The sequence below is a fragment of the Pedobacter nototheniae genome (genome assembly GCF_032678625.1).
Taxonomy (GTDB): domain Bacteria; phylum Bacteroidota; class Bacteroidia; order Sphingobacteriales; family Sphingobacteriaceae; genus Pedobacter; species Pedobacter nototheniae_A.
In genome coordinates this window covers 842,377-859,160 of record NZ_JAVTSO010000002.1, presented here as the reverse complement: position 1 = coordinate 859,160, position 16,784 = coordinate 842,377, and the positions used below count along the sequence as shown (strand labels likewise).

Here is a 16,784-nt window from a genome sequence, read left to right as displayed (position 1 = left end):
CCATGAAAATAGCAGAAAGTGATTTAATCATAAATCCAGACGGAACAATATACCACCTGAACATTTTACCTGAAGACGTAGCCGAAACGGTGATTACAGTAGGCGATCCTGATCGTGTTGGAGCGGTAAGTAAATATTTTGACCGCATTGAACTAAAAAAAGGCAAACGTGAGTTTATCACCCATACGGGTTATATAGGGGCTAAACGTGTCACAGTTCTTTCTACCGGAATAGGAACTGATAATATAGATATTGTATTCAATGAGCTTGATGCGCTTGTTAATATAGATTTTAGCAACAGAGCGGTAAAAAAGGAGCTTACTTCTTTAAATATCATTCGGGTAGGCACCTCTGGTGCGGTACAACCTGATATACCGATGGGCACCATTTTAGCTTCTGCTTATGGCTTAGGAATGGATGCTTTAATGAATTATTACGTGCAGGAATTATCTGGTGATGAGCATAGTTTGCTGGATGATATAAAGTCTCATTTCGGGCATTTAAAAAACATTAACCCTTATTTAACTGCAGCCAGTGAAACGCTAATTAATACAATTGGCAAAGATATGGAACAAGGCATTACCATTACAGCACCTGGTTTTTATGCACCACAAGGGCGACAGGTACGGGCTAAAAATGCAGTTCCTAATTTTATTGGTTTAATTAATTCTTTTAAAAGCGGAAGTTTAAGGGTTACTAACCTGGAGATGGAAACAGCAGGAATATATGCATTGGCTAAAGTTTTAGGTCATAAAGCACTGTCTGTTAATGCAATTTTAGCCAGCAGGGTAAACTTTCAGTTTAGCCAGAATCCGAATGAGATTGTAGAAAAAGCCATTAAAATGGTGCTGGAGAGAATTTAAGAAAGCACCTTACAAATCCCCTGCACACGCTGTTATTCTGAAAGCTAAGAAGTATTGTATCGTTGAGTTTGCTTTTCATTACTTAACAATGCTTTGAACTTTTCAGAATAACAAAAAAGATTCATAAGTGGCTTATAAAAAGCCTATTATAATTTTATTACTTCTGCTTCCTTTTAATTTGAGCTAAATTACCTGCTGCCTTCGCTCATTAGACGCCCTAATCTACGCAGCCATCCATCCTATTCAATCATTACAATACATTCGCTTGTTAATTGTGATTAGCTTAACACTGAAATCTAAGACCACCCTCTTAATTAGACATTTCATTTACTTAGCTAAAACAAGATTATGGATAATTCAGCCAAAACAGATGTATTCAAATTTGTTGCCCTCCGACCTCCAACTTCTATTAACGAAAGAAACTTTCAATTAAATTTTATTGAAGACAGCAGGGCAATTGAGAAAACTCCCATTGCCAAACTATTAAGTTTATTCAATGCTAAAGAAGCCGAGAGGATACCAGAAATAACTAAGGATTTTATCAATTCGACAGATTATAAAATAAACTATCCTCAATCAGAAGGAGATTTCAGTTTATCGAAAATACATGAAACCGCAAAAGCACAGGTCGGCAATTTTGATATCAACATTTTAAAGCAGCAAATTTATGAAGCCATTGGAATGTCGATAGATGTATTTCTAAAAACGCCTATTCGGCAACGGATGCTTGAAAACATTTGGGACAGGTATTATGCTTTTTATGTTTTAGGAAGGGCTGAAACCGTAAATCCTGAGATATTAACCATCGGATTGCAGAGTTTTCACCTTTTAGATTGCATCAATCGTAATCTGGTTACAGATGTGGCAAGTTTACAACGGGTGATGACTGCCCAGCCGTTAATTCCAAAAGTGCTTACCATACTTCCAAAACCAGTAAGTACAGATCGTCCTCCAACCACCATACCGAATGTAATTGATCCGGAAAAAGTAAAGGAATATACCAAAATATGGACTGATATCCTTGAAACAAAAAAAGCCATAGATGAAGTAAAGACTCTAAATCCCATTATATATAGCGAAACTAAAGACGTTGGTGGTAAGCCATCAGAAGAAGCCGGTAAAAGCATTAATCGAACTACGATATCCAATAAATTGGTGTATAAAAAATCTGACTTAACAAAACTGCAAAATACGACTCAGTCTTTACTGACAAGTATGCACATTACAGATGTCGATTTTCAGGTGCCTGTTACGATGTCTCAATTGCAAAATCAACTAAACCTTTTATATCAAAAAGCCAGCAACGTTCAGGATGAGGCATTTTTGGAATTGATGCCTAAGGAAGTATTAAGTTATAACGACTTATCTAACCTGGTATCGCGCCTGAATGATTTTAGGAAACCTTATAAACCCTTTCCTATTCCTGTTCCTAACAATGTAAGGAGATCAATTAAGCCACTGGGCGTTGGCGATCTTAAGGTGGTAAAGCAGAAGCTGAAAAAATACATGAGCGGAGAGGTGGCTCATATTGAGAATGTTTTAAAGGGGGAATATAAAGAACGTAAACATCGTGTACTCGATCGGACAGAAGAAATATTTATTGAATCAAAAGAAACTGAGGAAACAACAGATAAAGACACCCAAAGTACCGAAAGATTTGAATTAGCAAAGGAAAGTGAGAAAACCATCAAAGAAAAAATGGATGTTCAGGCGGGGGTTACTGTTTCTGGCTCCTATGGAATGGTCACATTTGGTGCCTATGGCGATTTTGCTTATGGTACTTCCAGTGAAGAATCCAATAAAACCTCATCAAACTTTGCCAAGGAAGTTATCAATAAATCCGTTTCTAAAATACAAAAGAAAACCAGTGAAGAACGTACAGAGAAACAGCTCCATGAAGTTGAAGAAATCAATACACACGGTATAGATAATAAAAACAGTACTGAACACACAATCGGCATTTACAGATGGGTTGATAAATACTATGAAGCACAGATATTTAATTACGGCAAGCGCATGATGTTTGAGTTTATTATACCTGAGCCCGCTGCATTTTTTGAATATGCACAAAACCATCAGCCAAAACAAGACTTAACACCCCCTATCATACCCTACAAATGGATTCAGGACAGCGAGGCCAAATGGATAACTGATGGCCTTATTTCACACAAGGATATCAATGAATTCAACTATCAATGGTACATCAGAGATTATAATACCCAGGGTGTAACTCCTCCTCCACCGTTGTATAAAACCATTTCATCAGCCATTTTTAAAGATGGTATGCCTATTGGCGAAGGTAAAGACAGCGATGAAGTTCAGGAAGGTGCATCCTTTTCGCTCAACAACCAGTCTTTGGTGGTACCTTCTGGCTATGTTTCCAAAGTAGGCGTTTGGTTCGATGTATCAGCCATCTGGACACATTTCCCAAAATTGGAAATCACTATAGGCAACAAGATCTTTCGTATATTAAATCTGGATGATACCAGAGGACGGTTTAATGAACGTTTTTTGGCCAATTCCCTGTTTGATGACCAATCCATTCCTTTTCATACCTTTTATCAAGACACTATTATCCAGGTATCGGTAAACAGTTATGATGTACTTTCTTATACGGTAAATCTGTACGCTTTGGTAGAAAGGCTTCCTGAAACCTACGAGCAATGGCAAATTGAGACCTATGAAAAAATCATGAATGCCTATAAAGCAATGCAGATGGATTATGATCAAAAAAATGCTGCACAGAAGGTACAACAGGGTATCGTAATTTCAGGTCAAAATCCATTAATAAACCGGGAAATAGAAAAGGTTGAACTAAAAAAACAATGTATTAAATTGCTGATGGACACCTACACTTTCGGATTATTTGATGCGATGAAAGCTAACCTGAATGATTCGCCAGACTTTGACATCTTTGATGCCATTAATGAAGGAAAAACCATCCAGTTTTTTGAGCAGGCATTTGAATGGGAAAACCTGACTTATTTATTCTACCCATACTTTTGGGCCCGCAAAACGGAATGGATCCATAAATCAAGCATTTTTGATAACGACCCGTTATTTACTAAATTTCTTCAGGCAGGTTCTGTAAGGGTTGTACTTCCCGTACACCCGGGATACAACGATGCGGTGATGTATTATCTTGAAAATGATGGTGCATTATGGGGCGGCGGCGATACACCGAAATTACAAAGTCCATTGTTTATATCTCTGGCAGATGAGCTGAAAAACCAAACCGATGATATAGGCAATGCGGTACCGGAGGGTGAGCCATGGGAAGTGATTATTCCGACTACATTGGTTTACCTGCAACAGGATTCAGAGTTACCAGATTATCAGCAATGAAAAAGCGATCAGAAATTAATTACCTGTCTTTTGAAGGTGGTGGTGGCAAAGGCAATGCTTATCTTGGTGCTATTTATGCTTTAGAAGAAGCCAAAGTGATTTCGTTTCAGAATTCTAAGCTTACAGGCAGTATAAAAGGTATTTCAGGCGCCTCTGCCGGTGCGATCACGGCATTCTTATTAGGAAGTGGTTTTAGCGGCGATGAGATATTTATTCTTCTGAGTAAAGATTTCAATTACTTCTTTGACTACCCGATTATGGGTGAAAATGTAATAGCTGGCTTCGGTTTCAGCGAAATAAACATTGACGACGGAAAAGCAAGATTTAAAAATGCTCCGAAATGGGTCGTGATGTTGTTAATCGGGCTGCACAAAACTGGTGTAATCGGTAGTCAAATCGACAACCACCTCGCTAAAGAATCACCTGAATTGGCTAAAAAAATAAAGGATAAGTTACCTCAATATTTATCCTGTTTAATAGCCGATTGGGGTTTGTTTTCAGGAAGAACCATACAGGAGGAGTTTTTTGAGTTCTGGCTTCAATACAAAATTTTTTGTGTCCGAAACAAGATCGCCTTCTCAAAAGAAGGTATGAATGAAGATGCTTATGCCTATGCCAAGGAGTTGCTGCTAACTCAGCAACTAAATGAAAAACCATGTACGTTTAAAGAACACTATGCTATTTTTGGTGTTGAACTGGCCTTTACCAGCGTCAATTTTAAAACAGAAAATGTAGAAGTGTTTTCTTATAAAACCACGCCCGACTTTCCGATTTCAACAGCGGTCCGTATGTCAATGAGTTTACCTTTGATCTTTAAACCTGTTTTAATTACGACCGCATCAGTATACAAACTTTCTTTACCGCCACATTTCGAAGGATATTGGGTTGATGGCGGTTTATTTGACAACGCACCAGCCAGGGTATTTAACGATGTATACCATACCATTTTGTTTAGGTTAGGTAACAGAAAAGAAAAAAATGTTTTATCCAATTTAATTGATTTTTTAAGAACTTATTTAAAAATTGGGATTATGGGCACCGGATCAGGTCAGGTCAATAGCAGTACGGTTCCCGATTTAGCCGTTGTAGAGCTTAATGTTTCCGGATTATCCTTGCTAAAATTCAATTTAGAGAAAACAGATTTGACCAATCTATCTGATGCCAATAAAAAAATCACTTTAGATTTTTTAAATAATCTGCAGCCTTAAATCGGCCTTCTATAAAATTAACCTTGTTTAAAAATTTTCGGTAGTATTAACTTTGCAACAGTTCCCCGCCCTTCGCGCTCATCTTTTTTATGGATGTTAAAGCTTGCAGATCCAGTTTCATTCAGTACATTAAAAATATCTACACGATCTCTTATAGATGAAAGACCGATAGATTTCCCTTTGATGGAAGAAAAGGTTCTGAATTTTCCGGCTTCTTCTATCCCAATTCCATTATCTTCCACAGTAAAACAAATTTCGGTTTCGGTTTGCTCAAGCTTAACATTAATGTGGTTGTTTTTTTCAATCGAATTGCGCATTCCATGATGTATCGCGTTTTCGATTAAGGGTTGCACAAGCATTGGAGGCAATAATAACCTGGAAAGATCAATATCCGGATCTAAATTAAACGTACAGCTAAATTGGTTGTTAAAACGCATTACTTCCAGCTCCGCATAAAGTTTTAGCGCCTTCCATTCCCGATCTGCCGCAACTACACTCTGGGTAGAGTTTTCCAATATCAACCTGCTCAGGGCCGCAAACTTCTGAACCAGCCTGCTTGCCGTTTTCGGATTGTTTTCTACAATATAAGATTCGATAGAATTAAGTACATTAAAAATAAAATGTGGATTCATCTGGGCCCTGATGGCCTTCAGCTCACTTTCTGAAAGCCTTTGCTTAAACAAAAATTGTTTTCGGATAAAAGCAATCCGCCTGCGCCATAAAAAAACAATAAGACTTAAAACGGCTACAAGGCAAAGTATACTAAATAAATTTGTTTCGTACCAGTAAGGCAGTACCGTAATAAACAGGCTTTCCTCAGGGCTAAAAAGCTCATCGTTGTTACACCCCTTAATATAGAGTGTATATTTACCTTTTGGCATGCTTCCTAAAGCGATATCGCCATTTTTTACCTGCTGCCAATGGGCATGCGAACCTATTTTGTAGAAATATTTATTTTCTTGCGGTACCGTGTAATTTGTAAGGGCAAAATGAATATTAACAATTTTTGTTCCCGGCTCAAGCTCAATTTTTTTCGCCTTGTCTGAATTCTGAATCGCTATTTCTTCGCCGTTGGCGTTAATTTCCATTAAAATAACATGCGGCACAATGGTATTTGTTTTGACATGATAGGGATTAAACCGCGTAACAAAGCCGCTAAAACTCAATAAAAAATTGCCGGTCTGATCGATTTCAAAAAAACCATGGCCCTCATATTGAAAAGGAAGACCGTTATTGACATTAAAAAAAGTAAATGTCTTCTTCCTGTCGTACTTAATAATCCCTTGTTGCGATGGAATCCATAAATTTCCCAGGGTATCGGCCAATATTCTTTTCAGGTAATTTTCGGGCAAGCCGGCTTCAGTATCAATCAGCAAACCAATTCTCGTGGATTTGTTAATCTTTACCAGGCCTACATCCGAAACTGCCCATATAATATGGTCTTTATCTTCAGTAATATCCGTTATCCAGCTTATCGGGTATTGTTTGCCATCAGCTTTTTTTACTATGATTTTGTTAAAGGCATCTTTAGAGGGAACATAGTAACTCAATCCTTTGGTAGAACCAATCCAAAAATTATCGTTTTTATCTAAAAGACAGGAATAAACAGGGCCATCAATGGCTTTGCCATCCACCTTATATTGCTTCATAAATATCCCCTTAAACGGATCAAAAAGATAAATACCATTTTGCCTTGCCCTTATCCAGAACAAACCATCTTTTCTTTTATATATTTTGGATATGGCAAGATTATCTTTATTGGTGGTATCTACCGGAGGAAAGAAGAATTTGTATTGATTTCCACTTTTTTTAATCAAACCTGAGTCTGTACTAAACCAAAAATTGTTCTGGTCATCTTTGTAAATGCTGTTAATCGATTTGCTCAACGCGCTTTTGGCGTTTTCAGGAACCTGCAAGGTATGCGACAAAAATTTCCAGTTTTTATCGAACACGTAAATACCTTTGGCATAATAGCCTGTCAGGTAAAACCGGTCTTTTGTTTCGAGCATGTTGTTGGGTAAGCCGAAAATTTTGGGGTTACTTAATTTAAGCTGTTGATATAAAGGAATGTTTTCAAAATTCTGCAGGTTCGGGTCGATAATGTTTAGTCCATTGTCGGTTGATAGCCACAGGCGATTCTGCCTGTCTTTTTGAATATGGTAAATATTAAATGCATTAAGCGATGACGGATTCAGATTATCAGAAACATATTCTTTTAAGCGGCCGCTCTTTGGGTTCATTAAGGCAAAGCCACCATTACCGGCTATGCAAAGCCATTTATGCTGCTGGTTATCAGTCCATTCATTAATGTCGTTTACCCGTATACCAGGCAGATTAAAAAGCGATTTCAACAATTCTTGATAAGTCCCCTTTTGAGGATCGAAAGTTTGAATACCCTTGTGCTGTCCTAAATAAATAGTACCGTTAGAACCCTGATAAAAGGTTACATTTTCATTAGTGCCACCCTGGTTGTACAGAATAAGCCTTTTGTTTTGCTCATCGATAAGGTATAATCCATAAGCACTTAACGCCCATAAACGGTGTGTTTTGTCTTCCCGAACCGCAACGAACGAATTATAGGCATAAGCATTTAAGTCTGCTTTTAAAGCAGGTGCCTTAAATGTTATAAAAGTGTTCTTTTTATAATTAAACAGTTGTATTCCGCCATTTGTAGCCAGCCATAACCTGCCTTTGCTATCAAAAAACGGCGAACAATTCTGGTCGCTGGCTAAGCTGTTCTTATTGTATTCGTTGTGTAAGAAATTGACCGCTTTTCCCGTCTTTGGATCGAAACGGGATAGCCCGCCCAAAGTGGCAAGCCATAAATGATGTTCTGGATCGGCTGCTATATAATTAATAACATCATTACAAATAGACTGAGTATCTTTAGCATTATGCTTAAATTCTTTTATGCCGGTGCCATCATAACGGTTTAAACCTTTGCTTGTGGCAATCCAGATAATACCATTATGATCCTCATACGAACATTTTACAGCATTGGTGCTTAATCCATCTTTTACGGTAAGCTGATTAAATTTTAAGTTAGGAAAAGATTGTCCGAATACCAACGGCCCGGTTATTACTAAAACCAAAAGTATGCAATGGTATATTTTCATATTAAATTGAATAAGCCACCTTAAATAAGCAAGTGTATCTTTCTTCTACTTTATCCAATCTAACCCTGTAGGGCGTAAATTGTAGATTTACAGCAAAATACAATTCAAAATAACACATTATTATATTCAATAAGAACAATCTTTGCTATTCAGCACTGGCGCTCCACTCGTTCAACTAACTGTTTTACTCATTTTAATAGGAATGATCTTATTTATAATCCAATTTTAATTCAGTACAGCTCAATAAGTCGCACAAGTGAATTATTAATCAGCTAATTTTCAATTTGTTTAGTATGGATTAAAAAGCGAAATTTAGTCTGTTAAAAAGCTCGGGATGTTAAAAGCAGTTATATTGGATGATGAAGTGCGTGGTAGTTTCCTGCTCAATCGTAAACTGGAAACGTTTAGCGAAGACCTCCAGGTACAGGCTATTTTTAACGACCCTTTTAAAGCACTTTCTAAAATCCTGGAGCTGAACCCCGATGTACTTTTTCTGGATGTAGAAATGCCCGGCTTAAATGGTTTCCAATTTCTCGAGAAATTAGGGGCTTTTAATTTTCAGGTTATTTTTACAACTGCTTATGATACCTATACCCTGGAGGCATTGCGATTAAATGCGGTAGATTATCTGGTTAAACCAATTGATGAAGATGAATTGCATGCAGCTATTTTCAGGCTGAAGAAAAGACGCGCAGAATACACTAAAAGCATCACTTTATCAGACCATAAATCAATCAATAGCCGGTTGGCGCTGTCTACTGCTGAAGGAATTTATTTTGTGAACAAGGCTAATATTATGCGTGTTGAGGCGATGAGTAACTACAGTACTTTTTATTTACACGATAAAAAAAAGATTATTGTTTCTAAAACCTTAAAAGAATACGAGTATATCCTTCAGGATGAATTCTTTTTGCGTGTTAACCGCTCTGTTATTGTTAACCTTAACTATGTTGTAAAATATCGTAAGGGCAATGGCGGTACCTTGGAAATGGAGGACGATACCGAAATTGAGGTTTCCCCATCAAGAAAAACAGCATTAATTCAAATTCTGTCAATTGGCCCAAACAACATTTTTACAGGCAAAATCAATCAATAATTACCCTTATTTAAGATTGATCGCTAATTCCTCTTTTGTGAATTGGAACAGCGACGGAACCAAAGAAATAAGTAAATAGTGATTAGAACGTACAGCATCAGCATTCAGATTTTGTACGTTCTTTAATTAAACTCGTTTTAGAAAATAATTACCGTCTTTCGATTAGGGCAACAAGACATTCTTATTCAAGAAAAATTAGGACTCACTACCCTACTGGTATATTTTCTTTAATCAGTTCATTTCCTTCACTGTTTAAGTATACCACACTTAAATCAGCCGTTTCGATTATCCATTTTTCCACGCCTGCATCAGCTGCCTGCTTACAAAAGGTAAAATAATCGGTTTCGCCCTTTTGATGAATACTTAATGCATGTTGTAGTTTTTCTGGAGAAGATTCGTCATTAATAATTAAATCCGGATAATTTTCAGGACTTGTTTGTTCATTGTGATCTTCATCTCCAAAATATATAGATAATCCATTGGAAACATAAACATCATTTCTTTTTACGCCAAGCTTCTTTATTTCTTTAATGAAATTCGGGAAATCAGCGCCAGTTTTTATTTTCGATTCAGCTGCTTTTATCTCTTCAATGGTAAACATAGCTTATTTATTTAGTGAAACTTTGTAAACAGTTGTTTGAGTATACAAATCCTCAGGTTTTAAAATGGTACTTGGAAATTCAGGGATATTAATCGCATTCGGATGATGCTGTGTTTCGATGCAAAAAGCATCATAACCAATATAATCACGTCCTTCCTTACCGTTTTGGGCTCTTAAATACTTTGAAGTATATAAATGCGCTACTGGCTCTGTTGTATAAACACTTAATACTAAACCGCTATCTTCACTAATTGTTTTGCTCGCTAAAGTTAAATCACCATGGATTTTATCCAGCACAAAGGTTTGGTCGTAACCCACATTTGCATCCCAGTCTTTACCAATTTCTTTCATTTGGGTAAAGTCTAAGGCGGTATCTTTAACAGGAATTAATTTTCCGGTAACCGAATAATTGTCATCCTGCTCAAGGTAATTGGATCCAAAAATCTGAAGCTTATGTTTGGCTAAGTTACCCCCATTTGGCGATAGGTTAAAATAACCATGATGTGTTAAATTTATTGCCGTAGCCTGATCTGTTTCTGCTTCATAACTTAAAATAAGTTCATCATTATCGGTTAACTCAAAGGTGAGTGCAACTACCAGGTTTCCGGGAAAGTTTTCTTCCCCATCCTCACTTTCATATTCAAGGGTAACAGCAGCATTTGGCTCCTCACTTGTTTCTATAATATCCCAAACCTTTTTATCAAAACCAGTTATTCCACCGTGCAAGCAATCAGGGCCGGCATTTTGAGCCAATTGATAGGTTTTGTCCTCAATAGTGAATCTTCCATTTTTAATCCTGTTGGCGTACCGGCCAACCACAGCGCCAATTAATCCATTGTTCTCCAGGTATTTTTCATCCAGGTATTGCTCAAAAGTATCAAAGCCCAAAACAATGTCTTGTTCTTTACCCTGTGCATTTTTAACAATAAACTTGTTAATTATAGCACCATAATTAAATATTTTAACGTAAGTGCCTTTTTTATTGGTTAGTTCGATTGCGACAACCGGTTTGCCGTCAATATTTTTTCCTGTTGGTGTTTGCTGAACGCTCATAAATTGTAACTTAGGGCTTTTGTTTCCTAAACAAACATACTATTATTAATGATTTTATAAATATTTTTAACCAAATGAAGATTGAATTAGCTGAAAAATTTGCCGAACAATACCATAAAAATGCTGATGCTGTATACTTTACACCTGGCCGGGTTAATTTAATTGGAGAACATATTGATTATAATGGTGGCCTGGTAATGCCTTGTGCAATAACATTAGGTACATGGCTCGTTTTAGCGCCAAACAACGATCAAAAATTTAGGTTTAAAAGCCTGAACTTTGAGTCTGTTATAGAAATTAATAGTAATGAAGTTCAACAAAAAAACGGCAGCTCCTGGTTCAACTACCCTATTGGAATTTTAAATGAATTTATAACTGATGGTAAAAGTTTATCAGGAGTAGATTTATTATATTTTGGTAACATTCCAATCGGCTCGGGGCTTTCATCATCTGCCTCTATAGAAATGGCTACGGCTTTTGCCCTTAATGATTATTTTAATTTAGGTTACGATAAACTTGACCTGGTTAAAATGGCAAAACGGGTAGAAAATGAGTTTATTGGGGTTAATTCTGGTATTATGGATCAGTTTGCGGTGGCTTTTGGCGAAAAGGATAAAGCAATTGTTTTGGACTGCGATACTTTAAAATATAAAATGGTTGATGTTAACCTGGGTAATTATGTTTTAGCAATTATTAATACCAATAAACCGAGGGAACTTGCAGATTCCAAATATAATGAACGCGTTGCCGAGTGTCAGACCGCTTTAAAAGCACTAAATGAGGAAATTACCTTGCATAATCTTTGCGAATTAACAGCAGAAAAATTTGCTTTGCACAGTCATTTAATTAAAGACGAACTGATATTAAACAGGGCAACACATGTGGTTAAAGAAAATGACCGGGTTCATTTAGCCGCTAAAGCCTTAAATGCAGGCGATTTGGATGAATTTGGCCGTTTGATGTATGCTTCTCACCAATCTTTAAAAGAACTATATGAAGTAAGCGGTAAAGAACTGGATGCGGTAGTTGATTTTTGCATCGACTACGAGCATGTAATCGGCGCACGGATGACGGGTGCTGGTTTTGGCGGTTGTGCAATTGCTTTGCTTGAAAAAGGGTTTGAAGAAGATTTTGCAAAGAAATTAACAGATTATTATGTGGATAAAATCGGTTACCCCGCAGAAATTTATATTAGTGAAATAGGAAACGGTCCGGCAAGGCTTTAGTAGCACATATTATTGAATGAAGAAATTAAAATTAGACGAGTTAAACCGTCCGGATATAGAAGAATTTAAAGCCCAGGAAAAATTACCGGTTATTGCAGTATTGGATAACGTAAGAAGTATGCATAATGTAGGTTCTATTTTTAGAACCGCCGATGGCTTTGCACTTGAAAAAGTTGTGCTTTGCGGAATTACAGCACAACCACCGCATCGGGAAATTGAGAAAACAGCATTGGGTGCTACGCAATCTGTAGATTGGATCCATTATACAGACACCGTTCAGGCGGTTGATGCTTTACGTGCCTTAGGCTATGAGATTGTGGCTATTGAACAGGCAGAAAACAGCACTATGCTGAATACATTTACACCTGATCCGCTTAAAAAATATGCTTTAATATTCGGAAACGAAGTTGATGGGGTTAGCGAAGAAGTAATGGCTAAAATAGATGAATGTATTGAAATACCTCAATTTGGAACGAAGCATTCTTTTAATATCACTATATCTGCGGGAATTGTATTTTGGGATTTCTTTGCCAAAATGAGATTATAATTAAGTGTATGCAAAATCCACTTTTAAAAAAGCTTCAGATTAAACCCGGATATACAGTAAAGATCGATGGTGCTCCTGTAGATGCGTCATCAATCTTTGGTGAAATTCCCGGCGATATTTCTTTTGAATATGGTAATGCACCTGTGTTTGATGCATTAATTTGTTTTGCACTCAGTAAAAAAGATTTATCCAGTCAGGTTGAAAGGTATCTTAATTCGATTAAACCCGGCAGTATAATATGGATTGTTTATCCAAAAAAATCATCAAAAATAAAATCAGACCTTGATCTGATGAATACCTGGCAAGATTTGGACTTGCATGGTTTAACGCCCTGCGCATCTGCATCGATAGATACTACCTGGACAGGATTACGATTAAAACCATTATCGGAAGTAAAAACATCAAATGTTGGCAATGCACAGATAAAACACAATGAATTTGCCGATTTTATTGATGTAGATAAAAAGACCGTTACCCTCCCGGCCGATTTTAAGGCTGCAATAAGTATTTATCCGGATGCTTTACAATTCTTCAGTCAGCTCTCCTATTCAAATAAAAAAGAATATGTATTGTGGATTTTAACTGCTAAGCAGGAAAAAACAAGGCTTACAAGAGTAGAAAAAGCTATAAAGATGCTTCTAAATAGTAAAAAAAATCCATCCTCAAAGGATTAAAATATTATCACAAAGTTAAATTTGTATACAATACTATACATAATTTTATCTTCTTTTCTTTTTTATATAACAAAGCGATAAGGAATAATCTCCCTTATAAGCGATTGATTTAGTGTATTTTGAACTGTTTGATTCATCTTTGGCAGGGTTTTTTCTTAAAGCATACCAACAACAGTAGTAAAATCTATTGAATAACGTAAAAAGAAAAAATATGAACTCCAAGATTACAAAATCAACAATGTTGGTTGCCTTATTAGGCTTATCGTCACAATTATTTGCCCAGGAAACCCCAACAACCAATCGTTTCTCTACACAAGACTTCAGAACATGGTCTGTAGGTGTACACGGTGGCTTATTAACGCCAAGAACAATTTTTGGCAACTCTAATCACTTATTCCAAACGCCAAGTGAGCACGTAGGTTACGGTGGTTATATTAAAAAGCAAATTTTACCTTCTTTAGGTATTCAGGCTGATTTCTTAGCAGGTAAAGTTGAAGAATTAAGAATTGCTAACGGTGTAGGTGGTTATGTTGCCAACACAGGTTACAAAACAAACATTCAATGGTCAGGTGCTTTAACAGCTGTTTATAATGTTGCAAACATCAACATCAATAACGAAAATGCAGTTATTATCCCTTACTTAAAAGCAGGTGCTGGTTACATGTCATCAGGTGCTACTGTAAATAACATTACGCCAAATGATGGTGGTTCTTACAGAGAAGGCTGGTTTGTTCCAGTAGGTGCTGGTTTTAAATTAGGTGTAGCTAAAGGAATCAACTTAGATTTCGGTTATGATGTGAACTTTGTTAAATCTGCTAAATTTGACGGGGTTAACACAGGTACTAATGACAGATTTGCCTATGCACACGCTGGTTTAGAGTTTGCTTTAGGAAGTAAAGACAAACCTCAATTACAAAACTATAGCTCTTTAGCTAATTTACGTAAACAAAGTGGAGAAGAAAGTGCTGATTTAAGAAGAGCATTATCTACTGCTGAGCAAAATGCTGCAAGAGATCGTGAGCAATATGCTAAAGATTTAGGTGATGATGATAATGATGGTGTTGCAAACAAATTTGACAAATGCCCAGGAACTCCTGCAGGTACTGTAGTAGATGGTTCAGGTTGTCCTTTAACAACTCCAAAACCACAAATCATTAAAGAAACTAAAGTTGTTGTAACTGAAGCAGATCGTAAAGTTGTAACTGATGCGATTAAAGATTTAGAATTTGATTTAGGTAAAGCAACCATTCGTTCAAAATCTTATGGTACTTTAAACCGTGTTGCTGCTCTATTAGTAGAGAAAAACTTTAGCTTAAAATTAGCTGGTCACACAGATAACACAGGTTCTAAAGAGTTAAACTTACGTTTATCTAAAGATAGAGCTGAATCAGTAAAAGCTTATTTAGTATCTCAAGGTGCTAACGCATCAAGAATCGAAGCTACTGGTTACGGAATGGGTCAACCAATTGCAACCAACAAAACTGCAGCTGGTCGTCAACAAAACCGTCGTGTAGAATTTACATTATACTAATCGTTAATTAACGATAATTAAAAAGTCCCGATGAAAATCGGGACTTTTTTTTGCTTTAATTTTTATTGAAAAAAATTAAATGTTGTTTGAATCAGGGCGCTATTTTAAAGAATTATAAGCCTAATTCAAAATAACAGTTGCTCCGTATATAAAAAAGTTAAGATAAACCCTTTTTATTTTTGTAAGTCATTTTTGCTTTTGTGCCTGCACTATAATTATAGTTTTTTACGTTGCTGGCCTTCTTATCGTGAAATGCAGCACCACGATCTGAAGATTCCTCTTCTTCGTCTGTTGATTTTTTCTTTTTAGTTTTCGAAGCAGTAGTATCTACTTTTAATTCATCAGGCAAATCCATAAGCTGCATCAGCTCGCCTACCGCCTGCTCAATTTTTCTAACCTCAATTAATTCAATATCCGTAGAGAATGTAATGGCCACCACTTCTTCATCACCATGTTTTACAATCCTCTTAATTAATGTTTCTTTTTGCTCAGGCAATTCTAAATGAATAATAAATGGAATACCAGAAACATCAAGATCCTGAAGACCTTCGTTAGCTACAATTAAAATCCTGGCTTCAGCAATGTTTTTAAAATCCTGTATATCATCAAAACCTGCATCATCAAAAAATAACGATCTGTAAATGCTTATTTCACCTTCATTAACATGATTGAAATTCTTATAAACCGTTTGAGCAGTTAATTTGGTGTTTACAAAAACAACAACTTTATCAAACACTTCGGCGTCGCCCATTAAAAGTGTAAGCAGGTTAAGTTTGGTTCTAAAATTAGGCACCTGGTATAATAACTGCTGGTGTATTTCTGCTTCCTTTTCGGCCAGTTCCTGAACTTCAATAATTGCCGGAAACTTCATAAAAGGATTAAGCATGTGGTTTAATTTATCATGCAAAACCTCTGTAAAAACAACGTGTTGTGCTTTTTGAGCACTATTTGCCAGCTCTACAACGGGTAATTGTAAGCCTTTTTTAACAATTAATTCAGCATTATCCACAATAAACAACTGAATTTTATTGGTATTTAGCGCCAACTTTAAATATAAAGCACGTGCACGATCAGGCACAGCTACTATAATGTCAACTCCATCGGTCAGTTCGTTCATTTGCGCATCTATACTTCCTGAACTGTCTATCCCAACAATGCGAAATGTTTTATTTCTGTTAAGCAAATTAAATTGCGCTATTACTTCAGCAACATGCTCAGCATCAGGCACTAAAATTAAAGCACGCGGCGCTTCTTCAAAAGCATATTTAAGCTTCATCAGTGTAGCCAAAACATATGTTGTGGTTTTACCAATCCCTTCAGGTCCTACAGCAACTACATCCTGTCCGCCCAAAATCCTCGACATTGTTTTTAACTGAACCTCTTTTGGAGTTAGAAATCCGGCATCTGTCATTGCCGCAACAAGTGGCTTACTGAGTTTTAATTTATCTAAAGACACAATTTTTTTGATTAATGAATAAGGATGCAAATATCCTTAAAATAATTAGCTTTTAAGAACATGAATTT

Annotated in this window: 12 protein-coding genes; 8 read left to right on the top strand and 4 right to left on the bottom strand. The window is 36.5% G+C overall.

Features of this window, described 5'->3' with window-relative positions:
• Nucleotides 1-2: 2 nt before the first annotated feature.
• The 3 genes from R2Q77_RS09425 (at nucleotide 3) to R2Q77_RS09415 (ending at nucleotide 5,416) form a co-directional block, all read left to right on the top strand.
• Complete coding sequence (locus R2Q77_RS09425) at nucleotides 3-863, top strand: nucleoside phosphorylase (RefSeq protein WP_316803471.1); 861 nt, start codon at nucleotides 3-5, stop codon at nucleotides 861-863.
• 348 nt (nucleotides 864-1,211) lie between these two features.
• Complete coding sequence (locus R2Q77_RS09420) at nucleotides 1,212-4,208, top strand: hypothetical protein (protein ID WP_316803470.1); 2,997 nt, start codon at nucleotides 1,212-1,214, stop codon at nucleotides 4,206-4,208.
• Nucleotides 4,205-5,416: a patatin-like phospholipase family protein gene (locus R2Q77_RS09415; RefSeq protein ID WP_316803469.1), complete on the top strand. Its 1,212-nt coding sequence runs from the start codon at nucleotides 4,205-4,207 to the stop codon at nucleotides 5,414-5,416. Before R2Q77_RS09420 ends, R2Q77_RS09415 begins: the two co-directional genes overlap by 4 nt.
• Before the next feature lie 17 nt (nucleotides 5,417-5,433).
• Here R2Q77_RS09415 and R2Q77_RS09410 read toward each other — a convergent pair whose 3' ends face one another.
• Nucleotides 5,434-8,532, bottom strand: a complete 3,099-nt coding sequence (locus tag R2Q77_RS09410; protein WP_316803468.1) for a two-component regulator propeller domain-containing protein — start codon at nucleotides 8,530-8,532, stop codon at nucleotides 5,434-5,436.
• Nucleotides 8,533-8,866: 334 nt separating this feature from the next.
• On the opposite strand from R2Q77_RS09410, the gene R2Q77_RS09405 reads away from it, so the two are divergent.
• Nucleotides 8,867-9,628, top strand: a complete 762-nt coding sequence (locus R2Q77_RS09405) for a LytTR family DNA-binding domain-containing protein (RefSeq protein ID WP_316803467.1) — start codon at nucleotides 8,867-8,869, stop codon at nucleotides 9,626-9,628.
• A gap of 205 nt (nucleotides 9,629-9,833) precedes the next feature.
• Here the strand turns inward: R2Q77_RS09405 and R2Q77_RS09400 are convergent, their stop codons facing one another.
• Together R2Q77_RS09400 and R2Q77_RS09395 are read right to left on the bottom strand one after the other, a co-directional pair.
• The gene (locus R2Q77_RS09400) at nucleotides 9,834-10,229 is read right to left on the bottom strand and encodes a DUF1398 domain-containing protein (protein ID WP_316803466.1); all 396 of its coding nucleotides are present in this window, start codon (nucleotides 10,227-10,229) and stop codon (nucleotides 9,834-9,836) included.
• A 3-nt stretch (nucleotides 10,230-10,232) separates the two neighbouring features.
• Nucleotides 10,233-11,282, bottom strand: a complete 1,050-nt coding sequence (locus R2Q77_RS09395) for an aldose epimerase family protein (protein ID WP_316803465.1) — start codon at nucleotides 11,280-11,282, stop codon at nucleotides 10,233-10,235.
• A 74-nt stretch (nucleotides 11,283-11,356) separates the two neighbouring features.
• Between R2Q77_RS09395 and R2Q77_RS09390 the strand changes: the two genes are divergently transcribed.
• From R2Q77_RS09390 to R2Q77_RS09375, 4 genes are all read left to right on the top strand, one after another.
• The gene (locus tag R2Q77_RS09390; RefSeq protein WP_316803464.1) at nucleotides 11,357-12,508 is read left to right on the top strand and encodes a galactokinase; all 1,152 of its coding nucleotides are present in this window, start codon (nucleotides 11,357-11,359) and stop codon (nucleotides 12,506-12,508) included.
• 16 nt (nucleotides 12,509-12,524) lie between these two features.
• The gene (locus tag R2Q77_RS09385; RefSeq protein WP_316803463.1) at nucleotides 12,525-13,055 is read left to right on the top strand and encodes an RNA methyltransferase; all 531 of its coding nucleotides are present in this window, start codon (nucleotides 12,525-12,527) and stop codon (nucleotides 13,053-13,055) included.
• A gap of 8 nt (nucleotides 13,056-13,063) precedes the next feature.
• Complete coding sequence (locus R2Q77_RS09380; protein ID WP_316803462.1) at nucleotides 13,064-13,729, top strand: YdeI/OmpD-associated family protein; 666 nt, start codon at nucleotides 13,064-13,066, stop codon at nucleotides 13,727-13,729.
• Between the two features lie 211 nt (nucleotides 13,730-13,940).
• A complete protein-coding gene (locus tag R2Q77_RS09375) occupies nucleotides 13,941-15,260 on the top strand; it encodes an OmpA family protein (protein ID WP_316803461.1) in 1,320 nt (439 codons plus the stop codon).
• A gap of 157 nt (nucleotides 15,261-15,417) precedes the next feature.
• On the opposite strand, the gene R2Q77_RS09370 is transcribed toward R2Q77_RS09375, so the two are convergent.
• On the bottom strand, nucleotides 15,418-16,716 hold the full coding sequence (locus R2Q77_RS09370) for a DEAD/DEAH box helicase (protein ID WP_316803460.1): 1,299 nt from the start codon (nucleotides 16,714-16,716) through the stop codon (nucleotides 15,418-15,420).
• Nucleotides 16,717-16,784: the final 68 nt, after the last annotated feature.